The following is a 24872-nucleotide window of genomic DNA, read 5'->3' on the forward strand; positions in this document are numbered from 1 at the left end:
TCAATATCATTCATAGGTCAGGCTCCCTGACATAACACATTAGAATATAATGGCTACTCCAATCTCTCTCCTCAGGGGAGTCATGTTTGCAACTCTGGTATCAATAACCCTCATGCACCCGGCTGTCATTTGCGGACGGCCGGGTGCCGAGAGGGTGTATGCCGACACTCCTTTTCTACTGACGGATTCCTCCAGCCGGATGCTGCTTCCGCCGGAAGCAGATACATATCTGATTGATGTGCGTGGAGCGATGGCCGGAATAGGCGAGAGGGTAGGGATGGCCCCGAACTATTGGGGGATGAAGGTGATTTTCCCGAATGACACAATCGGATTGATGTTGCGTCACGGCAATACTTCCTTCGGGGATATCTTTGATAAGCGTCAGAGCATTTTGACTCTGACAATTGGCGGTGAGGTGGTCTGGAGTGAGGATATAGGCGCGTTTGACAATGCTTCAGGCTGCTATAATACGCTGCAGTTGTCTGTTGACCGCGGACAGCGACGGCTGGAACTGCGTGGCGGAGGCAAGAAGATGACAGATATATTCCTGACTGATCTTGACATGACGGGATCTCCGGAGTGTGTAAGCATATGGAGCAAAGGACAGCTGACAGTGTCATCATATTCGGTAGAGACGACTTTCAGCCCTTCCGGAAGTCTGGCCACCGGCTGGGACAGCAAGGCGCTTGAAGAATATCTGAAGGCTTCGGCTGACCCGCTTGAAGGCTATTGGCAATATCTTGACAGGGAAAATAATCCTCAATATGCCCGCTTGGGTGGACGCTATCTGCTTGCAGTCGTCAGAAATGAATCTGGCGAGGCATATGACATAATCTACGTAGGGGGAGCCGAGACATATGCTTCCGAATGGCAGCCCATGATGCGAAAGGGGTGTCTCAGGCCTACAATTTTTCTGGATCACTATGATCTTGAGTGGATCGACTCTACATTCGAGCCGATAACGAGAGATGTTCATGCGCAGGTGACCGACGATGCGATACTCTCGCTCTCGTTTCCGCTGCTTAAAACCACAGTGAGATTTTCAAAAATGCGGTTGAAATAGCGACAGACCCAGACTTTCAAAACGCTCTAAAGGCTTCCTATTACAAGGAAGGTCAGACCTACAAGCAGGAGGGTGAGGTCGATAATCTTAAGTCTGATGTTCTTTTCATGGAGTGCTATAACACCATAGAAGAATGACACTATCACACTTCCGCGGCGAATCATGGAGACAACAGCAATCATCGACCCATCAAGCGACAAGCTATAGAAATAAGCTATATCGGCCACGGTCAGAAAGAGGGAGATCAAAGGGATGGTCCATCGCCATTGCAGTCTGGTGACGCTGCCTTTGCCTCGCAGTATCAGTCCGATTGTGATGCCCATGATCACCATCTGATAGAGCGAATACCAGGCCTGCACTTCCAGCGGTTCATAGCGGGTGAGAAGATATTTGTCGTAGAGAGCGCTTACAGCCCCCATGACGGTGGCTCCGATCGCCATCCATACCCATTTGTCTGACTTCATCGAAATCCCCTCTTTACCACCCACGCGGCTTATGAAATAGAGCGAACAGAATCCCAGGATTACACCGGCCCATTGCCAGGCATTGAGTCTCTCGCCGAAAAGCAGCAGTGCGCCTACAAGCACCATCACCGGACGAGAGGCGTTGACAGGACCCGCTATTGTCAGTGGCAGGTGTTTGATACTTGCATATCCGAGAAGCCATGAACTCAGTACGATTCCTGATTTTATCAATATGGCGCCATGTCCGGCCAGAGTGTTGCCGAGTCCGTAATTGCCATGACTGACACCGATGATTATCACCGGAAGCATGAAAAGCGAGCCGAACAGGGTGTTGAGAAAAAGAACGCCGAGCACGTTGTTGCCGTCAACTGACAGCTTCTTCATAATATCATAAAAGCCGAGACATACGGCCGATACCATTGCAAGGATTACCCACATGATAGACAGTGTTAGTTGAACGCTATTTCAAAAATTCGTGCAAAGTTACGAATTTAATTTTTTGCCGGTTGCTAATTGCGAAATTTTGTGCTAACTTTGTGGGATAAAAACTCAAACAAAAACGATATGAAATTTACCGTTCCAAGTAAGACACTTCATAATTTCGCTTCATCGGTAAGCAAGGTGATCAATGCGAAAAATGCGTTGACTATTCTTAATAACTTCCTCTTTTCGATAGAAGGCAGTGTGCTGACAATCACCGCATGTGACGGTGAAAACATGCTTTGCGGACGAATTCCTATCATGGATGTCGAAGGAGAGGGCGAGTTCTGTATTGACGCGCGCCGCATTGTGGAACTCCTCCGTGTGATGCCTGAACAGGAACTCAATTTCGTTATTGACGAAGACACTCTTGCTGTAGAGATGTCTCATCCGAACGGATCTTATAAATTCATGGGACTCAAAGGCTCTGAATATCCGCATTTCGACCGCAGCAAGCAGTCGGAAAACCTTCTGGTGTTCAAGGCTCCGGGTTCGGCTCTTCTCAGAGGTCTGGAATACACCTCTTTTGCGGCCGGTACAGATATGCTTCGTCCGCAGATGATGGGTGTGTATTGGGACATCAAGCCTGATAAACTCGTTTTTGTCGCTACTGATACTCACAAGCTTGTGCGTTTCGAAGACTGCAGCCTTTCACCTGAGATCGAGGGCTCATTCATCCTGCCCAACAAGTCGACCAACGTGTTCCGCAGCGTTTTCACCCGTGATGAGGAAGTCACAGTGAAACTCGACCAGCAGACCGGTGTTACGTTTGAAACAGACACTTTCACCTTTGAAAGCCGTCTGGTCAAAGGCCGCTATCCCGATTATACAAGAGTTATTCCTGAAAACAATCCTTTCACACTCACAGTCAACCGCCACTCGTTCACCACTGCCGTGCGCCGGGTGAGCCTTTTTGTGGATGAAGGTCATGGCCTGATCAAGTTCAACGTCACCCCAGAACGTGTAACCATCAAGGCGTCTGACAACGAGTACAACACATCAGGCGTGGAAACTCTGTCGGCTGATTTCACCGGCAGCAATATGGTTATCGGTTTCAGCTCTTCATATCTGTCGGAACTCGCAGGAGTGCTTTGGACAGAAGATATCATTTTCAAACTTGCCGATCCCTCAAAACCGGCAGTGATTCTTCCGACTGAAGACAAAGCAGACACTCGTCTGACCATGCTCCTCATGCCGATGAATGTAACAGACTTTTAAAAGTATCTTGAGATCATGCAGCTTAATCTGAAAAAGCCCATAGTATTTTTTGATCTTGAGACCACCGGAGTGGATATTCTCCATGACCGTATAGTCGAAATTTCGCTGATAAAGATAATGCCTGACGGACAGGAGATCGAGAAGACACGCAGAGTCAATCCTGAAATGCCTATTCCGGCCGAAGCCACAGCTGTCCATCATATCACAGACGAGGATGTGGCCGGAGAACCGACATTTAGGCAGATTGCGCGGTCACTGGCCAATGAATTGACCGGGTGTGACATAGCCGGTTTCAATTCAAACCGTTTCGATGTCCCGATGCTTGATCAGGAATTCCAGCGTTCAGGGGTCAAATTCGACTTCTCGAAAGCCCGTTTTATCGACGTGCAGACAATTTTTCATAAGAAAGAACAGCGCACGCTTGTGGCTGCCTATAAATTCTATTGCGGCAAGGATCTTGACGGCGCGCATTCAGCCAATGCCGACACCCGCGCTACTTATGAAGTGCTTAAGGCGCAACTTGACCGTTATGACGATCTGCCGAATGACATGGAAGAACTCAGCAAGTATTCCAGAGTCAACCGCAATGTTGATTTCATGGGCCGCATCATTCTCGATGATAAAGACCGCGAACTGGTGAACTTCGGCAAATACAAAGGCCAGCCCGTTACGGACGTGTTGCGCAAGGACCCTTCGTATTATGACTGGATCATGAAAGGTGACTTTGCACAGAATACAAAAGATTGTTTCACCCGCATTAAACTCGCAATGAAATGAGTGCGCTTGCAGGCAAGCATATCATCCTTGGTATTTGCGGGGGGATCGCAGCTTACAAATCTGTCTCTTTGCTCCGCCTCTTTGTCAAGGCCGGAGCAGAGGTGCAGGTGGTGATCACTCCGGCCGGAAAACAGTTTATCACTCCCGTGACACTGTCTTCGCTGAGCCAGAAGCCGGTTGTCAGCGAATTTTTCACCGCCAATACCGGAGAATGGCATTCGCATGTGGATCTCGGACTCTGGGCCGACTGCATGGTGATCGCTCCGGCCACAGCTTCGACTATAGGCAAGATGGCCCACGGCATTGCTGACAATATGCTTGTGACGACCTATCTTTCAGCCAAGTCCAAAGTGTTTGTCGCTCCGGCAATGGACTTCGATATGATGGCCCATCCCTCTACCACGGCAAACATAGATCTCCTGCGCAGTTACGGCAATATAATCATAGAACCTGAGAGCGGAGAGCTTGCCAGCGGACTGGTAGGCAAGGGCCGCATGGAAGAACCTGAAAACATTTTCAGAACTGTCGAAGCCTATTTTGCCGCAGAAGGAGATTTTAAAGGTAAAAAGGTACTTGTGACGGCCGGCCCGACATATGAGCGCATTGACCCGGTCAGGTTTATAGGCAATTTTTCATCCGGCAAAATGGGCTATGCCATTGCTGAGGAATTTGCCTCGCGTGGTGCAGAAGTCACACTTGTGAGCGGGCCTGTCTCACTCTCGGTGAAAAGCCCTGCAATCAGGCTTGTAAAAGTGGAATCGGCCCGTCAGATGCTGCAAGCCTGTGAAGAAGTGTTTCCACAGAGCGATATATCTGTTATGTGTGCTGCTGTGGCTGATTATGCCCCGGCCGATGTCGCGGACAGGAAAATAAAGCGTGAGCGCGATGAAGTACCGGTCATAAATCTGGTAAAGAATCCGGACATCGCCAAAACGCTTGGCTCTGAAAAGCGCTATGGTCAGATTCTCGTTGGCTTTGCCTTGGAGACTGACCATGAATTTGAAAACGCTGTCGGTAAGATGCAAGCCAAGAATCTTGATATGATCGTGCTTAATTCATTGCGTGACACCGGTGCCGGTTTCGGAACAGATACAAATAAAGTGACTGTGATGACTGCCGACGGTGGACGCACTGAATTCGGACTTAAATCGAAGCAGGCTGTCGCTGCCGATGTGGTTGATTCGATAGCCGGGCTTCTTCAGAAACAGACAGTTTCCTAATTTTACGATCACAGATGTTGATGAGAACTCTTGTTTCTATCCTTTTTGCAATTCTGCTTTCTGCCTCTGCTGTGGGACAGGAACTCAATTGTCGTGTTGAAATCAACACTTCTCAGCTTGAGGGAACAAACAAGGGCGTTTTTGAAACCTTGCAGAATGCGGTCAATGAGTATGTTGACACCAATCAGTGGACTAATGCCCAGTTTTCGCCTAACGAGAAAATTGAGTGCACCCTGTTTTTCACGATCACGAAATATGATGAATCGTCAGGAGCAATGGAAGGTTCGCTTCAGGTGCAGTCTATCAGACCGGTCTACAATTCGTCATACACAACAACTCTGATCAACTTCAAGGACAACAAGATTGAATTTTCATATCAGGAAAACGAACCTCTGATCCATTCCGAAACCAGCATGGAGAGCCAGCTGACACAGATCCTGAATTTCTATATCTATCTGATTCTCGCTGTGGATTTTGATTCGTTTTCTCCGCGTGGAGGCGATCAGTTCTTTGAACGTCTTGAAGCGATTGTACATCAGGGCCAGTCATCGGGCGAAAGCGGATGGAAAGCGTTTGAAGATACTAAGAACAGAGCAGCCGTGCTTGCGGCTTTCACTGATCCGTCAATGCGCAAGATGCGCGATCTGTATTACAGCTACCATCTGCAGGGGCTTGACCAGATGTCGGTCAGTCCGGATAAAGGGCGTAAGACCATTGACGAGTCATTGGACATACTGACTGAAATCTATAAGGTAGCGCCAATGTCCGTCGGGCTTTCGATGTTCAAGGATGCCAAACTTGACGAACTTGTAAATATATATTCAAAGGGCACTGCAGAAGAGCGTCAGCATGCCTATGACGTGCTTTCGGCGATATTTCCCACTGAGCAGCAGCGTCTCGAAAAAATCAGACGTGGCGATCAGTGATAACCTCCGTGCTAAGATTATATACATATTATATACGGTATAAAGCCTACTCTCTCACTGAAACTCTCACTCATAAAATATTCAAGATTTGTTAGAATCACTCCACATATCGAACTATGCGTTGATTGACCTGATTGACATTGATTTCCATCCCGGATTCAATGTTATCACCGGCGAAACCGGAGCCGGCAAGTCAATCATTCTTGGTGCTCTCTCACTCCTGCTTGGCGCGAGGGCTGATACCCGTGTGGTGACAGACCCTGAGACCAAAAGCGTTATTGAAGCAGTGTTTTCAGTCAAAGACTATCCCTTGCTTAAGGAATTCTGTCTGCAGGAAGACATCGAGTGGGATGATGACCGCTGCATTCTGCGGCGTGAGATTTCTCCCGCAGGGCGTTCGCGCGCTTTTGTAAATGACTCCCCGGTTCCTCTTGCGAAGCTGAGAGAGGTCAGTCTCCATTTGATCGACATACATTCCCAGCATCAGAATCAGCTGCTTTCAACCCCCGCTTTTCAGCTTGACGTGATTGACACTCTTGCCGGTAATTTCAGTCGGCTTAAGGCATATCAGGTAAGGTTCAATGCCTTGCGTGAGGCAATCAAGCGACTGAAAACCGCGCGGGCGAGAATAGAACGTTCGCGTGAGGACGAAGAGTTTACCCGCTATCAGCTTGAACAGATCGAAGAACTCGGATTGCAGCGTGGCGAACAGGCCGAACTTGAACGTGAGCGCGATGTGATGACAAATCTTGCATCCATAAAGGAGGCCTTGGCCAAAGCTACGGGTGCGCTCGACGGAGATAATGGCGGAGCTTTGCGTCTGGTGGATAAGGCAATCGAGGCATGTAATGAACTTGGAGACCTGCTTGATGCCTCAGATGCAATTCCGGAACGTCTGGAGTCTGCGAAAATAGAACTGGCAGACATAGCCTCGACTTTCTGTGTGCTTGACGAAAGCCTTGGAGCGGATCCGGCTGCATTGGCCTCGATTGAAGAGCGGCTGGGGGCCATCTACTCTCTCTGCCACAAGCATCATGTGGCTGATGCCGATGGCCTGATTGATCTGCGTGATTCTCTGAGAGAGAAACTCAGGGCTCTTGACAGTTCTGACGAGACTCTCGAAGAACTTGAACGTGACGCGCGCAGGGCAAAGGCGCTTGCCAGAGAGGCCGCTCAGGAAATATCCAATGCCAGAAAGGAAGAGGCCGAGCGTTTTGGCCGGCGGCTGACAGAAATAGCAATGCCTTTGGGTATGAAAAATCTGCGTTGTGAAATCAGCGTGACTCCGGCAGATATGACCGCTACCGGATGTGACAATGTCGAATTCATGGTGGCATTCAACAAGAATCAACCTCTGATGCCGGTTGGAGCCACTGCATCCGGCGGTGAAATTTCCCGGCTGATGCTTTCAATAAAGTCGATCATCGCTTCGCGTATGCAGTTGCCAAGCATTATATTTGATGAAATTGACACTGGAGTGTCAGGTGATGTTGCTAACCGTATGGGGCAGATGATGAAGGATATTTCAGAAAATATTCAGGTCACTACGATTACGCACCTTCCTCAGGTGGCATCAAAAGGCGCACATCAGTATCGGGTCTATAAAGAGGATGACGAGCAGTCGACCCACACCCGCATATCGCTTCTGAGCGATGAAGAGCGAGTACGATCGATAGCTGCTATGCTTGGAGGAGCAGACATTGATGAAACGGCCATTGCGGCGGCAAGAAGCCTGCTGGCCCAGAGATAATAAAAAGGAATAAGTTACAAATATAATAGAAAATAGAATAAAGACGTGGACCGCAACGATTATATCTATGGCCTCAGGGCTGTTATGGAGGCTATCGAAGCCGGCAAAGAAATTGACAAAATCTTTATAGCTAAAGATCTGCAGGGAGACCTTGCGTCGGAGCTGATTGCGTTGGCTCGTGCCAACAGAGTTGTGATGCAGCGTGTGCCCGTGGAACGCATCAACCGTATCACCCGTAAGAATCATCAGGGCGTGTTGGCAATGATGTCGGCTGTGACATATCATAGGCTTGATCATCTTGTGCCTGAATTGTATGAGGCCGGAATATTGCCGTTTATCGTGTTGCTTGACGGTATAACAGATGTCAGAAATTTCGGAGCTATAGCCCGTACATGTGAATGTGCCGGGGTTGATGCTATTGTTATTCCGGAACATGGCAGTGTGTCGGTGGGTGGAGATGCGATAAAGACATCAACGGGAGCCTTGCATCATATTCCGGTGTGTCGTGTCTCTTCGATCGCGTGGGCTGCTAAGTTTTTGCGTGAGAACGGATATAATGTTGTTGCCGTGACAGAGAAATCTGATATTAACTATACGGAAGGGAAGTATTCCGATCCGGTGGCCATCGTAATGGGGGCTGAGGATGTTGGCATCTCTCCGGAGGCCATGAAGCAGTGCGAGACACGCGTAGGTATTCCGATGTTTGGAAACATCGGATCGCTTAATGTTTCGGTGGCAGCCGGGGTAATGATCTACGAGGTGGTACGCCAGCGCCTGGAAGCCAACCTTGAAATTATCTGATACTGAACGATTCCTTAAAGCAAAAAAATGCAGGGGCCGAAGTTTTCCCGAACTTCGGCCCTAATTTTTTTGCCCGCAGGGCAGACCCATCGACGTGATGACCAGAAGTTTTTGGCCGTCAGGGCCTGTCGTGCCGAATGCCATGCAGTTTCCACCTTCCCTTATTTTCAGTTTTGCAGCAAGCTGTGGTGCGCTCAGAGGAAAATTCCTGACCGCTACATTTATATGTGGGTAATTGGCGGAGAAACGTTTCATTGTCTTTTTGTCGAATGGCAGTACCTCAAGTATGCTGAAATATTCACCGGGAAAGGATGTCGGCAGTGACTGAGTGGTAAATAGATTAGTGTTAGGGTGCAGCCTGTCCACATCGTAACGTGCTGACAGCAGTTTCATGCCGCCTCCTTTCATCACGGCGGGATATGGTTCAAGCAAAAAACCTCCTTTTTCTGGCAGAGCGTAGGCCGGTACTGCCTGAAGTTCCTCTTCAGGAGTAAACCGGAACGGCTCCTGGCCGACTGTCAGGCAGGATGTTGACAATCTTGACGGCTGATTCTCAGCGTAGCCTTCGTGATTGTCAATCACAAGCACAAGTTCCTTGCATTCCTTTACGGTGCCTATGGTCATGATGTCGCAGCTGACACCTGATTCTTCGATAGTCTTTTTGATGTCAAGCATCGGAGAAGCCTTGACGATCAGCCTCCGGCAGCGTGACAGGAGCAGAGGCATGATGGGGATTATGTCTGGCTGGCAGTCTTTAAGGGCAAAGTGTCGTCCGGCATTGTCTCGACGGGCAGGATCGATGAAAATAATGTCGAAACATCGGTTGTTATCCTTCAGCCAGCTGATGCTGTCACCTTCAATAAGGGATAGATTCTGGATACCGAGTGCCTGGATGTTGGCTTTGCCGGTCGTGTAGGTGTCATGGTTATATTCCAGCGCTGTCACATGTGCGGCCTTTGATGCGAAGTGGAATGCGTCTATTCCAAGACCGAATGTCATGTCAAGCACATTGCTTCCGGCTGCTATCAGATCAGTGTGGAGTCGGGCGATGGCATCGGAGGTAGCCATTTCGGCCACTGCGAGAGACGGAAAGCTGAAATTTTCGCATCGAAGGGTCTCAGGAAGCTTTGACGCCGTTTTGCTGCGGCATTCAAGCTGCAGGATATGGTGCATCATGGTGGGATCTCCATGATGTTTTAGCCGTAGTCTGTTGAAGTCCTCTTTCACTCCAATACGTTTTTCCGGGGTGTCGAAGCCTGAAAGTCTTTGATGTAGTTGGGGACACTGTAGGCGATGTCTATGAATTCCTTGCGGGAGTAAGCGCGTTCGGCAAGAGCTATCATGTCTATAGCCAGCGGATGGATGTCAGGGATGAAAGTTACATTAGGTGCTGAGATCACTTCGCGGGCCTTGTCGCTGCCGTTGCCGAACATAAGTATGCGCGGATAGCGGGTTATGAGATCCTGGTAGCTGTCAGGGTCAAGGATAAGGGCTTGCTGTTCCATTACCGGTTCGAGGGCGAAGTTGAAAGCGGCGGTATAGACTTCCATGCGTCGGGCATCGACCATCGGGACGAAAATTTCATCGCCTTCAAGTTCCTGTGTGAACATTACGTTGCAGGCCATGATTCTTAACGTGTCTATTCCGATCAGGGGAATGCCAAGTGCGTAGGCAAGCCCTTTGGCTTCAGACAGACCGATGCGCAATCCGGTGTAGCTTCCCGGACCTAAAGAAACAGCGACAGCTTCAAGCCGTAGGTCCTTTTCGCGGGCAAAATCGAGGCAATATTTGATATAGTCGCTGAGAAGGGCGGCATGATTTCTGCCACCGCCTTCTTCCTGATGGGCAAGGACCATTCCTTCGGCGGTAAGAGCCACCGAACAGTGGTCGACAGAGGTTTCGATGTTTAGGATTACGGCCATTGTGATGCAGTAAGTTATGGATTGCAGACCCGGAGAAAAGGCCTGATAGTGAAAATTTAAAACAAAGTTACTTGTTTCTCCCGATAAATTACTAATTTTGTGAGAAAATATTGCTCTAATAAAACCTCATATCATGTTATACTCAATGACGGGATTCGGAAAAGCTGTGGCCGAGCTTCCCGGAAAGAAAATCACGGTTGAACTTAAGTCACTTAACAGCAAGCAGATTGATATAGCAGCCAGAGTGCCGTCTTCTTTGTGGGCTGAAGAACTTGCAATGCGCAACCTGATTGCGGCGTCATTGGAACGTGGTAAAGTCGATCTTACGATATACGTTGAAAATGTCGCATCTGAGGCCACTGTGCGTCTGAATGTATCCGCTCTCAGAGCCTATAAGGCAGATGTGGAGCAAGCTGCGGCTGAACTTGGCATACCATCGCCTGCCGATTGGTACACGGTGCTGATGCGTTTTCCTGATGTCATAAAAAGTGAGACTCCGGCCCAGGCTGACGATAATGAAGTGGAGGCTGTGATGACAGCCCTTTCAAAAGCCATAGAAGCTCTGATGGCTTACCGCCGGACTGAGGGCGAAAAGCTGGAAACGTTTTTTGCGGAACGCATAGACCGTATAAGCGAATTGCTCGCTCAGGTGCCGCAGTATGAGACTGAACGTGTGGAGCGCATACGCACACGCATGGAGGAGGGCTTGGCCAAGATTCATAATGTTGATTATGACCGCAGCCGTCTGGAGCAGGAACTTTTCTTCTATATTGAGAAGCTTGATGTCAACGAGGAAAAGCAGCGCCTGACCCAGCATCTGAATTATTTCACAGAAACCCTTGCGACAGCAGGAGGCCAGGGTAAGAAACTCGGATTCATTGCTCAGGAAATGGGGCGAGAGATCAATACTCTCGGATCAAAAAGCAATCATGCACAGATGCAGCGTCTGGTAGTGCAGATGAAAGATGTGCTGGAGCAGATAAAGGAACAGGTGCTTAATGTGATGTAAAAAAAATCTGGCTAAACCGATTTTTACAGATGAAAGGTAAGATTATCATAATTTCAGCCCCTTCCGGAACCGGCAAGTCGACTATCATCAACGCTCTGCTTGATCGAGGTGAGATTGACATGAAGTTTTCAATCTCGGCTACAAACCGTCAGCCTCGCGGAGAGGAAGTGCATGGAGTCAATTATTATTTCCTTTCCGATGATGAATTCCGCAGCGCTATAGCCCAGGATGCTTTTGTAGAATATGAAGAGGTATATCCCGGCCGTTTCTATGGCACTCTCAAAAGCGAGGTGGAAAGAATAACAGCCGAGGGGCATAATGTCATACTTGATATTGATGTCAAGGGCGGACTCAATGTCAAGAAACTTTACGGAGAAGATGCTCTCAGCATATTCATACAGCCACCGGGGCTTGAGGTGTTGCGTCAGCGACTGACCTCACGAGCGACTGACAGTGCCGAAGCTATCGAGCAGCGTCTTGCCAAGGCTGAATATGAGCTTTCGTTTGCTCCGGAATTTGACCGGGTCGTGGTCAATGACTCTTTGGACCGTGCGGTTGCGGAAGTTGATACAGTGATTAAAAATTTTCTTTCAGTTTGTGTGGAAGAGTGTTGAGATTCACCATCTTACAGATAAGGAGAAATAAATGACCATAGGTGTATTAGGCGGCTCGTTTAATCCGGTGCATATCGGACATATGATGCTTGCCAGCTATATCCAGCAGTTTACAGATCTTGATGAAGTGTGGCTCTCGCTTTCACCTCTGAATCCACTGAAGGCCGGATCAGATGAGCTGATACCGGATCTGATACGGCTGAAAATGCTTGAGCTGGCCATTGGAAATACCTCAGGACTGAATATCTGCGACTATGAACTGTCGATGCCGCGGCCGTCATACACAATAAATACGTTGCGCTACCTTGCGAAGCGTTATCCGCGTCATAACTTCAAGCTGATCATAGGCAGTGACAATTGGAAAATCTTTGACCAATGGAAAGACCATGAGGCAATAATATCGGAATTCGGAGTAATTGTATATCCGCGTCCGGGTTATCCGGTTGGAACGATATATGACGATGGTGTGGATGTGGTCAACGCTCCGATGGCAGATATCTCCAGCACGTTCATCCGTAAGGCGCTGGCGCGCGGATGGAACATGAACTATTTTTTGCCTCAGGGCGTATATGATTATATAATTAAAAATAATCTTTATGGAACTGGCTCCTAATTCACTCGCTTTTATAGCGTTGTGCAATGAATATTGCTGTGCGGTTGAAAACTGCCGAGAATCGGATCCGTCTGATTTTGTATCGTCGATGCTTCGGTTGCTTCCGAGAATCTATATTGTCGCTTCGGATCTCAGGCCGGCACCTCTGATGGAGGATGTAGACCCCTATATTGAAAGTTATCTTGAAGAAGACTATTATGAATCTCTCAGACGGGAGATGGAGAATATGTTAGGCCCTGATGATGTCTACCTTGAAGTGTTCGAGGAAGATATGAAGTATTCCGATACTCCGATCGGAATGAGTGTGGCCGAAGGCCTGAGCGATATATTTCAGGTGCTTTACAATTTCATCGCTATGGTGAAAGATGCGCCGGAGGAGGTTGTCAACGTGGCTCTGCATGCTGTGAAGGCGGATTTCCAGGCTTACTGGAGCCAGCGTTTATGCAATCTGCTCAGACCGCTCAACCACATCCACTATTCATCAGACGCAGAAGATGATGATGAAACTGATGACTGAATCCGGCTTGACGGCGATATTTTAATATTGAATAAGAAAAACAATATATTTTTACAGATTATGTCAATTCTGAAGGAAAATTGTCCTGTAGGGTTCTGTAGCGATCATGCGGGCTATGAAATGAAAATGGTGCTTGAAGGCTATTTTGATTCAATGGGTATCGAATATAAGGATTTCGGCACCAATTCAACTGAAAGTTGTGATTATGCTGACTTTGCGCATCCGTGTGCAGCGGCTGTCGAAAACGGAGAATGTTATCCGGGTATAGCACTATGCGGTTCCGGCAATGGCATCGGCATGACTCTTAACAAACATCAGGGCATACGTGCCGCTCTCTGCTGGAATGTGGAGCTTGCCGAACTGGCACGCCGTCATAACAATGCCAATGTGCTTGTGCTTCCCGCACGTTTTATTGATAACGTTACCGCAATAAATATTGTCGAGACTTTCCTCAACACTCCCTTTGATGGCGGACGTCATGAACGTCGCATCGAAAAAATCCCCGTATCGGGATGCGGATGCAAGCCGGGGGAATAAGATCATCAAACAGTTGTTCGCAGGATGTTTCTGTGACAAAAAAATAAAAAGATGCGGCCGGAGGGGGCTGCATCTTTTTATTTTTTGCGCTGTAATGTTTTTTAGCGCGATGATTTGCAGTGGGAAAATCAGTCACCCATCGTGCGGAGGAGTTCGTCATTGTCGGAAGTGCGTTCCATGCGGTCCTTGATGAATTCCATAGCTTCGATTGAGTTGCGATCGCTGAGGAAGCGGCGTAGAATCCACATGCGGTTAAGGGTTTCATTGCGCAGGAGCAGGTCGTCGCGACGGGTTGAGGATGCCATGATGTCGACTGCCGGGAAGATGCGCTTGTTGGAGAGCTTGCGGTCAAGCTGGAGTTCCATATTGCCGGTTCCCTTGAATTCCTCGAAGATCACCTCGTCCATTTTTGAACTGGTTTCTGTGAGAGCTGTTGCGATAATGGTGAGCGAGCCTCCGTTTTCGATGTTTCGTGCTGCGCCGAAGAAGCGTTTGGGTTTCTGGAGGGCATTTGCATCGACACCGCCGGAGAGGATTTTGCCTGAGGCCGGTGCGCAGGTGTTGTAGGCGCGGGCCAGACGGGTGATGGAGTCGAGCAGGATTACCACATCATGACCACATTCAACCATTCGTTTTGCTTTTTCAAGTACAATGGAGGCGATTTTGACATGTCGCTCTGCCGGTTCATCGAATGTAGATGCGATTACTTCCGCATTGACGCTGCGGCTCATGTCGGTTACTTCTTCCGGGCGTTCGTCAATAAGGAGAATCATGATGTAGGTTTCGGGGTGATTCTCGGCAATTGCGTTGGCGATGTCTTTCAGAAGTATGGTCTTACCTGTCTTCGGAGGTGCTACTATCAGACCTCGCTGTCCTTTTCCAATGGGGGAGAACATGTCGACCACACGTGTGGAAATGTTGCTTGAACGGCCTGAGGTCAGGTCGAATTTTTCGTTAGGGAAAAGCGGGGTGAGGTGCTCGAATGCCACGCGGTCGCGGATGTATTCGACAGAACGTCCGTTGACGCTTTTCACAGAGCTGAGCGGGAAGTATTTGTCGCCTTCGCGCGGGGCTCGTAACGTGGCATCGACAACATCGCCTGAGCGAAGGGCATATTGTTTGATCTGTTCTTTAGTGACGAGTACATCGTCAGGAGAAGCAAGGTAATTATAATCGCTTGATCGGAGAAACCCGTGTCCTTCGGGCATGATTTCAAGCACTCCGGTTGTTTCGATTATTCCGTCAAAGTTATAGGCCTGTTGTTGCTGGCGCTGTTCGAACTGCTGGTTTTTGTTGTGGTTCTTTTTGTTCTTTTTGCTTTGGGGCTGCTGTTTTTCCATGCCCGGTTCGCCGAGGACTATAGGAGCCTGTGGCATCTGGGGCTGTGGCTGCTGCGGCTGAACAGGCTGCTGTTCTTTTTCCTGCTGCGAACGGGGTGCGAACGTGCGTCCGCCAGAACGGGGAAAGAAAGAGCCGAAAGAACTGTCTTTAGGGCGAAAATCGCGTTTAGGCTGTGGCTGCTGGTTGTCGACGTTGGAAATGGCGGTCTGTTCGTTGGTTTGGCCTGGGCGGATAAATACGCCGTGGCGTGGGCGTTCATCCTGGGCAGATTCCTGGTTTGAAAAAGCCGGTGCCGGCAGCTGTTTGGGCATGGGCCCAGTGATGCCTGCGGTTTCAGCATTGCTTCCTTCGGTTTTGTTTTCTTCTTTTGGGGATGAAACCTCAGCGTTGTTTTCATGCGGTGCGGAGTTTTCTGAATCAACGGTTGCTGGGGTGTTGTCCTGTTCAGGCTGCGGATTGCGCGGCGGGCGACCGCGACGACGTTTTGGCTGTTGTTCGCCTTGTGTCTGTTGGCCTTCGGCAATTGTTGCTGGGGTGTTGTCTGTGGCCGGAGGTGTCGGTTCAGCAGCTTCAACAGCTGTTTCAGCGGCAGGTGCGGATTCCATCTGGCTGTCAGCGGCTGCTGCCGCACGCGGTTTGCGGCCACGTTTCTTCTGCTGCTGAGGCTGTTCGGTGGCCTGAGGCGCGTCTTGTTCAGAGGTTTCCGGTGCCGGTTCTTCTTTCTTTTTTCGTGTCTGTTTCTGCTGATTCTCGTCTTTTACGTCTTTGGATTCTTTTTTGCCGCGACGGTTTTTTTGAGGGGTGTTAGCGGTCGAGCTGGCTGCGACATCACGCGCCTGCTTGTCAAGAATCTCGTAGACGAGATTTTCTTTATCGTCAAGGTTGATTTTCTTTATGCCGTTGGTTTGTGCGACTTCCCGCAGTTGCGAGTCGTCCATGGCTTCGAGTTCGGAGTAATTATACATATATAATAATATATAATGTTAGTTGGAAAGCAAGTGCGTCACCACACTTGGTTTGCCTTAAAGTATTATTTTAAATGCAAAAAATGATTGTCTTGGGGGAGTTGGATCAAGATTCCGTATATCCGCAGTAATCACATTGAATAAAATGGAGTTTAAAACGGAAAAATGAATAGAAGAAGTTGATTTTGTGACTCTCTTGTTTTTGGCAGCTTCCCATTTCAGAGATTCCGTGAAAACGGATCATAGGTGGATACATTGTGGCCAATGTGAGATGGTGGAATAGCGGTGCCGGAGATTGGTGGCTGACCTGTGAGGTTTCAAAGCCAATGCAAAGATACAATCATTTTTATGATTTAACAAATTAAATTCAAAAAATGTTTTGTGCTTCGATTTGGAATCTTCGGGAATTTTCATTCAGAATATCATCGGTAAACATAGAAAAGGTTTTGAAGTGAACTTTAACTTTTTGCATTGATGAATTTTCAGAGAGTTGAGTTGCTGCTGTCAGATTAGTTCGTAACTTTGCACCCTCGAAGTGGAGTGCGTCTGACAAGCACTCTCAATAACACATATTTGAGATTATGATACTACAATGTGCTGTGCTATTCTCGTTTTTAGCATTAGGAGAATTGGTTGTGTGGCTTACGGGCATACCGATTCCGTCAAGCATTATCGGCATGCTGTTGCTTACAGCGGCACTGAAGATGAAAATCGTTCGCGTTTTCTGGGTTGATAAGGTGGCAGACTTTCTGTTGAAGAATCTTGGTTTCTTCTTTGTCCCCGCCGGCGTAGGCCTGATGAATTGTCTTGGGCTGCTGAGCGATCAGTGGCTTCCGATAGTCGGGTCATGTGTGATAAGTACATTTTTGGTAATTGCGGTGACCGGCTGGGTTCATCAGTATGTGCGCCGCGCAGCATCTTCACATCGTCATGAACTTTATAGAGAATAAATTTTTCCTGATAGCACTGACTTTTGTAGTCTATCTTGCATCGCAGCTTCTGCAGAAGCGTACCGGCATATCATTTCTCAATCCGATTTTGCTGACAATAATTGTGCTGATCTGCATACTTCTCGGCTGTGGGGTCGATTATGAGTCATATGCCGAAGGCGGACAGTATATAGAATTCTGGCTTAAGCCTGCGGTGGTGGCTCTCGGTGTGCCTCTTTACAGACAGCTTGAGTCTATCCGCAAGCAGTTATTGCCTATTTTGGCTGCAGAACTGGCCGGATGTGTTATCGGCACTGTCTCGGTGGTTGTTGTTGCCAAACTTCTGGGCGCGACTTCAGACGTGGTCATTTCTCTTGCGCCGAAATCAGTCACTACTCCCATTGCGATGGAAATTGCATCGACTCTTGGCGGTATTCCGGCTCTGACTGCCGCAGTGGTGGTGTGTACAGGAATCTTCGGCGGGATCGCGGGTTTTAAAATGATGAAACTCTCACATGTGAAGAGTCCGATTGCCCAGGGGCTGTCGATGGGAACTGCGGCACATGCTGTCGGGACTTCCGTGGCAATGGAAAGCGGCTATCGATATGGCGCTTTTTCATCGCTTGGGCTGACCCTCAACGGGCTGTTCACAGCTCTGCTTACCCCTTTTATACTTTCGGCTCTCGGTTATACTCTCTGAAAACTGTGGTTAGGCTGTAGTTATAGTGTGCAGAGTGTATAATATAAATGTACAATATATTAAGGTGGTGAAGCCTGATGGTGGCCCCGGTTGTGTCCGGATTGATAAAGTGGCAGATAAAAATCATAAAAAACAGTCTGTATAGGCAGGTTGATTTAAGAAAAATTTGTAAATTTGCAGCGTTAAAAACATTAACGACGAAAAAATAGGTCTTTAAAAGTATGATAAATCGAGTTTTGATCCGAATCAAAGTGGTCCAGCTGCTCTACTCTTATCTGTTGTCACAGAGTGAATTCAAAATAGAGCCTCAGGTTGAAAATCCTTCACGCGACAAGAAATATGGTCATGAACTTTACCTCGATTTATTGTTGATGATTCTTGAATTGTCGGGTTTCGATGTTTCAGGTGGTCGTCGCCAGTCGCCGTTACGGGGTATTGCCTTGAACAAGCATATTGAACGCAATGCCTTGGGCCGTTCATTGAACAGCATAGATGAGATCCGCACACTGATTCTCCGTGACCGTTCCGGAGTGGCTCTGTTTGATTCCGTTATTCCGTCAATTTACGATGCTATTCCGTCACTGCCTGCCTACAAGAGCTATATCCGCTTGAAAAAGGCTGAGCTGAAGGATGATGTGGCTCTGTGGGTGTCAATTATCAACAATCTGATAGCTGACAATCCTGAGTTCATCACAGCCGCCCGTAAGAATCCTGATTTCACAGTGGCCGGCTTTAATCGTGGTATCAGCTCGTTGCTCCACACATTGAACGAGTATAACGACAACCGTTCTCTGTTCAACCATGCCCGCCATGCGCTTGACTATTCGCTTGACAAGGCATATGAGCTTTATCACAATCTGCTTCTGCTTTCGGTTGAGATCACACGTATGCAGGACCAGCGGTTGGATGCTGCCAAGCATAAGTATCTGCCAACGGATGAGGATCTTCATCCGAACATGCGCTTTGTTGACAATAAGTTCATCAAGGCTCTCTGTGAAAATGAAGATTTCAATGCCTACATGGATGAGCACAAGCTTTCGTGGGATGCGGATTCCATCATGGTCAGAGGTCTTCTTGACAAAATAATGGAGAGTGATCTCTACAAGGAATATATGGCGCGCCGCGAGGAAAGCACCTATGAAGAAGATTGTGATTTCTGGCGTCAGGTCTATAAAAATATTATCCTTCCGGGTGATGACCTTGCCGAGGTCCTTGAGTCGAAGTCTGTGTATTGGAACGATGACCTCCATGTTGTCGGTACGTTTGTACTGAAAACAATCCGCAAATTCGGTCAAAGCAAGACTGAAGGTGCTGACATCAGGCTCCTTCCGCAGTTCAAGGATGATGAAGACAGCCGCTTCGGTGCATGTCTGTTTGAAATCGCTGTTAAGAACTGTCAGGAGTATCGCGAACTGATTGATTCATTCGTGAATGAACATAGATGGGACTCAGAGCGTCTTGCATTTATGGACATCGTTGTCATGGTGACAGCCATCACCGAGCTTCTGAATTTCCCGGCTATTCCGATCGCAGTTACACTCAATGAGTATATAGAGATCGCAAATGCCTACAGCACACCGCGCAGCGGCGCGTTTATCAACGGTATTCTCTACTCAGTGATAAATCATCTCAAGTCAGAGGGCAAGCTCATCAAGGCCTGAATCCTCCCGGCTCAATAAAAATGAATTCATAATTATAAAACAAAAGATTTATGCTTAACACAATTCTCCTCCAGTCAATGAACAGCAGCTGGGCAAATATTCTTATGATCGTGGCGCTCATCGCAGTGTTCTATTTCATGATGATCCGCCCCCAGCAGAAGCGTCAGAATGAAATCAAGAAATTCCGCGAAGGTCTCAAAGTCGGCGATGCTGTAGTTACAGCCGGCGGTATTTACGGTAAGGTGAAAGGAATCGATGACACTACTTTCACAATCGAGATCGCACGTGATGTACGCATCACCGTTGACAAAGGATCGGTATATCCTTCAGCTCAGCAGGCTGCAAATGACGCTGCTGAAAAGGGTAAGTAAAGACGATCGGTAGATTGGCATCCTAACTACTACGTCAACGGCTCAGGCCATGAACGAAAAGGCAAAAAAACTAAACGAAAAAGTGACCGCGGCTCTGCATTCGAGCCGCGGCCAAAATGTTTTGCTCTATCTGCTGTTTGTGGCTGTGGCTTTTGTGTTCTGGGTGTTTCTGTCGCTTGACGCAGAGGTGCAGCGTGATTTCGATGTGCCGGTAGAGATTCAGGAAGTGCCTGACAGTGTCACGATGATAGGGCTGGCTCCAGCTTCGATCGGAGTCAGTGTCAAAGGCAAGGATTCGCAACTGCTCCGTTTTTTCTGGGGCAAGATGTCGCCTGTCAAATTCAAATGGGAAGAAAATATCGAAGGATATTCGTTTGTGCTCGGTCGTCCGAAACTTGAAGCTAAACTGCGGGACTATTTCGGCAATGCCGTGCAGGTACTTTCATGCCGTCCTGATTCATTACGCCTGCCGTTTACTACCCAGTCGGGCGTCAGAGTCAAACTGAATGTTCAGGCTGATGTCCATCCGAATCTTCAGTATATAATTTCAGGTCCGGTTTATGCAGATGTGGACTCTGTGACTCTTTATTCAGTGGAAGATTTGCCACATACGCTCAAATTTGTGTCGACAGAGCCTATCGTCAAGTCTGATCTGCGTGACACGATGCGCTATGAAGTCCGTGTCAAGCCCATAGCCGGAGTCAGAATTATTCCGGATGTTGTTACAGTGACAGTGCCGGTCGAACCGCTGATTTCCAAGAAGCGCAAAATCTCCATTGAGGTGACCAACCGTCCGGATGACAGGAATCTGATCACATTCCCGTCAAAAATAGAGATCAGTTATCTTGTGCCGATGAGTGCTTATAATGACGACTATCCGGTCAAAGCTTATGTGGACTATCGACAGGCGCGTTCCAGTGTCAAAAAACTGCCGGTTACTCTTTCGGCTCTTCCAAGTGTGTATCACAATCTCAGTTTCGCTCCTGACAGTGTGGAATATATTATCGAGAGTGTGAAGTAAAAATCATAAACGAATGCTGACAGCGATAACAGGCGGAATAGGGAGCGGGAAAAGCATCGTGAGCAAAATTCTTGCCGCGATGGGCTATCCGGTGTATGACTGTGACAGCCGGGCAAAGTTGCTGATGGATCAAGATGATCAGATAAAAAAGGTTCTATGCAGCGAAATCCATGCAGATTGCGTCAGAACCGACGGCAGTATAAACCGAGAACGGCTGAGTGAGATTGTATTCGGAGATGCCGGAGCCCTTTGCAGGCTAAATGCGATTGTGCATGTTGCCGTGAGGTTGGATCTGAAAAGGTGGTGCGGGGCAAACATCGGCTCAGGGCGGCTGTTTGTGGAAACTGCAATCCTGTATCAGAGCGGACTTGATGTAATGGTTGATGATGTGTGGAGTGTCGATGCGCCGGCAGAATTGCGCATAGAACGTGTGATGGCCCGCAATTCGTTCAGCCGACAGCAGGTTGAGGCAAGAATCGCATCGCAGGATTCGTATGTTCCTACCATATTACATCCGAGGGTGTTTTCAATAATTAACGATGGATGCATCCCGCTGTTGCCTCAGATTGAAAATTTGCTCGGCCAGGAGATGTGCTGAGTCTCGTTTGTTTTTTCTCATTTTTTCCGTTTTTTCTCGTTTTTTTGCCGGGCGGTTAATTTGGCTCTGTGTGAAACAATATTTCATGTCATGGGGCGTTATTCATAAAGGCCATGTCTGCTTGCTGCAGAGCAGGGTCAATATATTCACATTGTGTAAATACGCTGTGTGAGAACATTCACAGTTAGTTTTAGGTAACCTTAGAATCAAAAATATAATGAAGGCTCAGTTCGCAATTATCGGCATAGCCATGCTCCTTGCTGCCACATCGTGCAGAACATCAAAAGATTCGTTGAATTATTTTGAAGATACACGGGCAACCAATGATATAGAGTTTAATCTTCAGGATTGTAAAATAAAACTTGAACCGCATGACGAGCTTTTCATTTCGGTTACGTCACTCATGCCAGAGGCTACGGCGCAATATAATCTTCCTCTGGCAAATCCGGCAAAATTAGGATCTCTTCAGGAATCAAGCCAGATGCGTCAGCAGACATATGTTGTAGATTCCAACGGAGATATCAGATTTCCGATGCTTGGCCAGATTCATGTTGAAGGCATGACTACCGAGCAGCTTGCCGGATATCTTACTGAGGAAATATCGAAAGAGGTAAAGGACCCGATAGTAAAAGTGGAACTGGTAAATTTCAAAGTCAGCGTTCTTGGTGAAGTCAGGATGCCCGGCACGATAACAATTCCGGGAGAGAGAGTCTCGATTCTTGATGCCCTTGGCCAGGCTCAGGATATGACAGAATATGGTGATCGATCAAACGTATTGGTCATACGCGAGGAAAACGGCAAGGCCACATATCACTATATCAATCTGAACAAAAGCGATGTGATGACATCTCCGTATTATTTCCTCCGGCAGAATGATGTTGTGGTAGTCTCTCCGAATAAGGTGCGCCAGGACAATTCGAAATACAACAACAACAATGCGTATAAGCTTCAGGTGACATCTACTATTGTCAGTGCCTGCTCTGTTATTGCGTCTTTGGTTATAGCTCTTACAGTTAAATAAGATATTGATTTTTAGAATTATGGATTTGACCAACGATAATATAACTGAAAAATTAGATTTTCGTTATTATATCCGGTTGTGCCGCCGTTATTGGTACTGGTTTGTGATCTCGGTAGTGCTCTGTGGCGGAATCGGCGTCTTCTATGCTCTGTCTACAGTGCCTGTTTATCAGGTCGTGGCCAATATTCTTATTTCGGATGAAGACAGCAGCCGCCCGTCCAATGCCATGAGTGAGCTTGCCAGCCAGTTTTCTGCAGGAAACATGATGGGAGGAACCAACTCTGTGGACGATGAAATCAATGTGGTCCGCTCTCACTCCAATCTGCGCCAGACAGTAAAGGATCTTGGATTGAATACCGGTTATACAGTAACGAGATTCCGCGTTTTTGATCGTGATGTTGCTGACAAGACTCCGGTTGTCATGACCTGTGATCCGGCTATAGCCGACACACTTGGCTGTTATATCGGTTTCAAGGTTGTAGTCAATAAGGAGCATAAGGTCAGTATAAAAGCCAAAGCTAATGACAAGACTGTAATAGCAGATGTAAAGGATAAGCCTTTCCCGGTCACGCTGTCTACGCCCTATGGCGATTTCGTTTTTGACAAGACCAAGTATCTGAAAAAAGGGAAAGGGGTCAAAATGACGGTCGGTTTCAGTAGCTATGACGCTTCGGCTGAGGGACTTGCCGAAAGTGTATCAATATATATACCGAGCAAAAGGGCGAATATAATATCGTTTGCTGTCCATAGCCCACATTCGCAGTATGCACAGCGGATTCTGAATACTATAATTGATAACTACAACATTTCCGGTATAAATGAAAAGCGTAAAAAGGATCAGAAAACAGCCGATTTTGTTGCAGAACGTCTCGCTTCGATAAGTAAAGACCTGAATCTTTCGGAAGAGGATATCGAGCACTATAAGCGAAGCAATAAGCTGACTGATGTAGGTGCGGATGCAAGCAAATGGATGTCTCGTTCAACCACTCTGGAGTCACAGATAATGAATGCCGAGACTGAGCTCCATCTTCTTGAGATGACACGTGATTTCATTAACGAACCGGGAAATGAATGGCAGCTTATACCGGCTCTTAATGTGAATGCGGCTGTACCGGTAGATGCTTATAACGGGCTGCTTCTTCAGAGAATGCAGTTGCAGAACACGGCACGTGGCGAAAATGCGATTCTGAAAAAATTGGATGAACAGATCTCCGCATTGAGAGATAATCTGAAAAAATCACTTCATAAGGCCTATGAGAATGCCTCAGTGAGACTGCATGATCTTCGGGTACAGGCTGGAGAATCAAAAGCACAGCTGAGCAAATTTCCTGAATATGAACGTCAGTTCGGGAATATAAAACGCCAGCAGGCAATAAAAGAGGAATTGTATCTTTACCTTTTGAAAAAGCAGGAAGAAACCAGCATCGCATTGGCTAATTCAATGCCGAGAGCCAAGATTGTAGATGAGGCTTACGCGCTGTCTGAGCCGGTCAATCTGTCGAAAAAGAAACTCGTTGCGATCGCTCTGTCCATAGGGCTGATAATTCCGGTAGTTCTCATCTTCTTGTTTGACAAGTTGAAAAATAAGTTTGATACCATCGGCGAACTTGAGCGCCTCACTCCGGTTCCTGTCCTGGGTGAAGTATGCAAGAAGACAGATGCCGGTTCTCCGCTGGTTGTGAAATCAGTTGGTGGAAGCACATCTGTGGCGGAACTGTTCAGACTTATCAGATCGAACCTTCAGTTTATACTTGGCAATACCGGCTCTAAGGTAGTATTGCTGACATCTACCATTTCAGGTGAGGGCAAGTCGTTCATCTCCATAAATCTTGCGTCCTCGTTTGCGGTGCTTGGCAAGAAAGTGCTGCTGATGGGTCTTGATATCCGCAATCCGAAGCTGGCAGAATATCTTGAACTGTCTTTGACAGACGGATTCACATCATATATCGCCAATGAAAATATCACATTGGATTCGATAATACAGCATGATGTGCTGGAAAAAAATCTCGACATAATTGTTGCCGGCCCGATTCCTCCGAATCCGTCTGAACTTTTGCAGTCTGAAAGGGTTGATGACCTGTTTGCCAGACTCCGGACAGTCTATGATTACATCATCATAGACTCCGCTCCGGTCGGAATGGTAAGCGACACATTCTCACTGGTGCGTGTAGCCGATGCGACTGTCTATGTCACCCGCGCTAACTATACCACGACCAAGGAGATCGGCTTCCTTAACAAACTTTATGCAGGAAAACGTCTGCCGAAACTGTCGGTTGTGCTTAATGGCACTAAGACAGCTGCCGGTTATGGCTACGGCTATGGCGAGAAATCCGGCAAATAAATCAATCAAGTGT

Annotated in this window: 24 protein-coding genes; 20 read left to right on the forward strand and 4 right to left on the reverse strand. The window is 47.7% G+C overall.

The window, feature by feature from the left end:
- Positions 1-49: 49 nt before the first annotated feature.
- A complete protein-coding gene (locus FDZ78_RS11205) occupies positions 50-1063 on the forward strand; it encodes a hypothetical protein (RefSeq protein WP_136408571.1) in 1014 nt (337 codons plus the stop codon).
- Positions 1064-1089: 26 nt separating this feature from the next.
- On the opposite strand, the gene FDZ78_RS11210 is transcribed toward FDZ78_RS11205, so the two are convergent.
- The gene (locus FDZ78_RS11210) at positions 1090-1965 is read right to left on the reverse strand and encodes a DMT family transporter (protein ID WP_107031536.1); all 876 of its coding nucleotides are present in this window, start codon (positions 1963-1965) and stop codon (positions 1090-1092) included.
- 126 nt (positions 1966-2091) lie between these two features.
- On the opposite strand from FDZ78_RS11210, the gene dnaN reads away from it, so the two are divergent.
- The 6 genes from dnaN to rlmB all read left to right on the forward strand — a co-directional run bounded on the left by dnaN (position 2092) and on the right by rlmB (position 8699).
- Entirely contained in the window at positions 2092-3225 is a 1134-nt protein-coding gene (gene dnaN, locus FDZ78_RS11215) for a DNA polymerase III subunit beta (RefSeq protein WP_107031537.1), read from the forward strand.
- A 15-nt stretch (positions 3226-3240) separates the two neighbouring features.
- Positions 3241-4002, forward strand: a complete 762-nt coding sequence (locus tag FDZ78_RS11220; RefSeq protein ID WP_123398704.1) for a 3'-5' exonuclease — start codon at positions 3241-3243, stop codon at positions 4000-4002.
- The gene (coaBC, locus tag FDZ78_RS11225; RefSeq protein WP_123398705.1) at positions 3999-5222 is read left to right on the forward strand and encodes a bifunctional phosphopantothenoylcysteine decarboxylase/phosphopantothenate--cysteine ligase CoaBC; all 1224 of its coding nucleotides are present in this window, start codon (positions 3999-4001) and stop codon (positions 5220-5222) included. The genes FDZ78_RS11220 and coaBC overlap by 4 nt, the downstream gene beginning before the upstream one ends.
- 20 nt (positions 5223-5242) lie before the next feature.
- Entirely contained in the window at positions 5243-6148 is a 906-nt protein-coding gene (locus FDZ78_RS11230) for a DUF4835 family protein (protein WP_136408572.1), read from the forward strand.
- 88 nt (positions 6149-6236) lie between these two features.
- Positions 6237-7898 (forward strand): DNA repair protein RecN, encoded by a 1662-nt coding sequence (gene recN / locus FDZ78_RS11235; protein WP_168182048.1) that lies wholly within the window; start codon positions 6237-6239, stop codon positions 7896-7898.
- Between the two features lie 45 nt (positions 7899-7943).
- Positions 7944-8699 (forward strand): 23S rRNA (guanosine(2251)-2'-O)-methyltransferase RlmB, encoded by a 756-nt coding sequence (rlmB, locus tag FDZ78_RS11240; protein ID WP_136408574.1) that lies wholly within the window; start codon positions 7944-7946, stop codon positions 8697-8699.
- A 60-nt stretch (positions 8700-8759) separates the two neighbouring features.
- On the opposite strand, the gene FDZ78_RS11245 is transcribed toward rlmB, so the two are convergent.
- Positions 8760-9926: a class I SAM-dependent methyltransferase gene (locus FDZ78_RS11245; protein ID WP_136408575.1), complete on the reverse strand. Its 1167-nt coding sequence runs from the start codon at positions 9924-9926 to the stop codon at positions 8760-8762.
- Positions 9923-10621: a tRNA (adenosine(37)-N6)-threonylcarbamoyltransferase complex dimerization subunit type 1 TsaB gene (gene tsaB / locus FDZ78_RS11250; protein ID WP_107031543.1), complete on the reverse strand. Its 699-nt coding sequence runs from the start codon at positions 10619-10621 to the stop codon at positions 9923-9925. The genes FDZ78_RS11245 and tsaB overlap by 4 nt, the downstream gene beginning before the upstream one ends.
- A gap of 133 nt (positions 10622-10754) precedes the next feature.
- Here tsaB and FDZ78_RS11255 point away from each other — a divergent pair, with 133 nt between their 5' ends.
- From FDZ78_RS11255 to FDZ78_RS11275, 5 genes are read left to right on the forward strand one after another with little or no spacing between them, the layout of a single operon-like run.
- Positions 10755-11630 (forward strand): YicC/YloC family endoribonuclease, encoded by an 876-nt coding sequence (locus FDZ78_RS11255; RefSeq protein WP_136408576.1) that lies wholly within the window; start codon positions 10755-10757, stop codon positions 11628-11630.
- A gap of 29 nt (positions 11631-11659) precedes the next feature.
- Complete coding sequence (gene gmk, locus FDZ78_RS11260) at positions 11660-12244, forward strand: guanylate kinase (RefSeq protein ID WP_124075535.1); 585 nt, start codon at positions 11660-11662, stop codon at positions 12242-12244.
- Between the two features lie 31 nt (positions 12245-12275).
- Positions 12276-12857: a nicotinate (nicotinamide) nucleotide adenylyltransferase gene (gene nadD / locus FDZ78_RS11265; RefSeq protein ID WP_123398708.1), complete on the forward strand. Its 582-nt coding sequence runs from the start codon at positions 12276-12278 to the stop codon at positions 12855-12857.
- Complete coding sequence (locus tag FDZ78_RS11270; RefSeq protein ID WP_124075537.1) at positions 12841-13374, forward strand: DUF5063 domain-containing protein; 534 nt, start codon at positions 12841-12843, stop codon at positions 13372-13374. The genes nadD and FDZ78_RS11270 overlap by 17 nt, the downstream gene beginning before the upstream one ends.
- 60 nt (positions 13375-13434) lie before the next feature.
- Positions 13435-13911 carry an RpiB/LacA/LacB family sugar-phosphate isomerase gene (locus FDZ78_RS11275; protein ID WP_107031548.1) on the forward strand — a complete coding sequence of 159 codons (477 nt, stop codon included), beginning with the start codon at positions 13435-13437 and terminating at the stop codon, positions 13909-13911.
- A gap of 128 nt (positions 13912-14039) precedes the next feature.
- Here the strand turns inward: FDZ78_RS11275 and rho are convergent, their stop codons facing one another.
- Entirely contained in the window at positions 14040-16217 is a 2178-nt protein-coding gene (gene rho, locus FDZ78_RS11280; protein WP_136408577.1) for a transcription termination factor Rho, read from the reverse strand.
- A gap of 581 nt (positions 16218-16798) precedes the next feature.
- On the opposite strand from rho, the gene FDZ78_RS11285 reads away from it, so the two are divergent.
- The 8 genes from FDZ78_RS11285 (at position 16799) to FDZ78_RS11320 (ending at position 24859) form a co-directional block, all read left to right on the forward strand.
- Positions 16799-17167 carry a CidA/LrgA family protein gene (locus tag FDZ78_RS11285; protein ID WP_107031550.1) on the forward strand — a complete coding sequence of 123 codons (369 nt, stop codon included), beginning with the start codon at positions 16799-16801 and terminating at the stop codon, positions 17165-17167.
- Entirely contained in the window at positions 17148-17846 is a 699-nt protein-coding gene (locus FDZ78_RS11290) for an LrgB family protein (RefSeq protein ID WP_107031551.1), read from the forward strand. Before FDZ78_RS11285 ends, FDZ78_RS11290 begins: the two co-directional genes overlap by 20 nt.
- A 221-nt stretch (positions 17847-18067) precedes the next feature.
- Positions 18068-19507: a transcription antitermination factor NusB gene (locus FDZ78_RS11295; RefSeq protein WP_124075538.1), complete on the forward strand. Its 1440-nt coding sequence runs from the start codon at positions 18068-18070 to the stop codon at positions 19505-19507.
- A 50-nt stretch (positions 19508-19557) separates the two neighbouring features.
- A complete protein-coding gene (yajC, locus tag FDZ78_RS11300; protein ID WP_107031553.1) occupies positions 19558-19878 on the forward strand; it encodes a preprotein translocase subunit YajC in 321 nt (106 codons plus the stop codon).
- A gap of 49 nt (positions 19879-19927) precedes the next feature.
- The gene (locus FDZ78_RS11305) at positions 19928-20899 is read left to right on the forward strand and encodes a hypothetical protein (protein WP_107031554.1); all 972 of its coding nucleotides are present in this window, start codon (positions 19928-19930) and stop codon (positions 20897-20899) included.
- A 13-nt stretch (positions 20900-20912) separates the two neighbouring features.
- Positions 20913-21497, forward strand: coding sequence for a dephospho-CoA kinase (gene coaE / locus FDZ78_RS11310; RefSeq protein ID WP_124075539.1), 585 nt, complete (start codon positions 20913-20915; stop codon positions 21495-21497).
- A gap of 217 nt (positions 21498-21714) precedes the next feature.
- Positions 21715-22518, forward strand: coding sequence for a polysaccharide biosynthesis/export family protein (locus FDZ78_RS11315; protein ID WP_123399731.1), 804 nt, complete (start codon positions 21715-21717; stop codon positions 22516-22518).
- 19 nt (positions 22519-22537) lie between these two features.
- Entirely contained in the window at positions 22538-24859 is a 2322-nt protein-coding gene (locus FDZ78_RS11320) for a tyrosine-protein kinase family protein (RefSeq protein WP_124075540.1), read from the forward strand.
- Positions 24860-24872: the final 13 nt, after the last annotated feature.

The organism is Duncaniella sp. B8 (assembly GCF_005304985.1).
GTDB lineage: Bacteria > Bacteroidota > Bacteroidia > Bacteroidales > Muribaculaceae > Duncaniella > Duncaniella muris.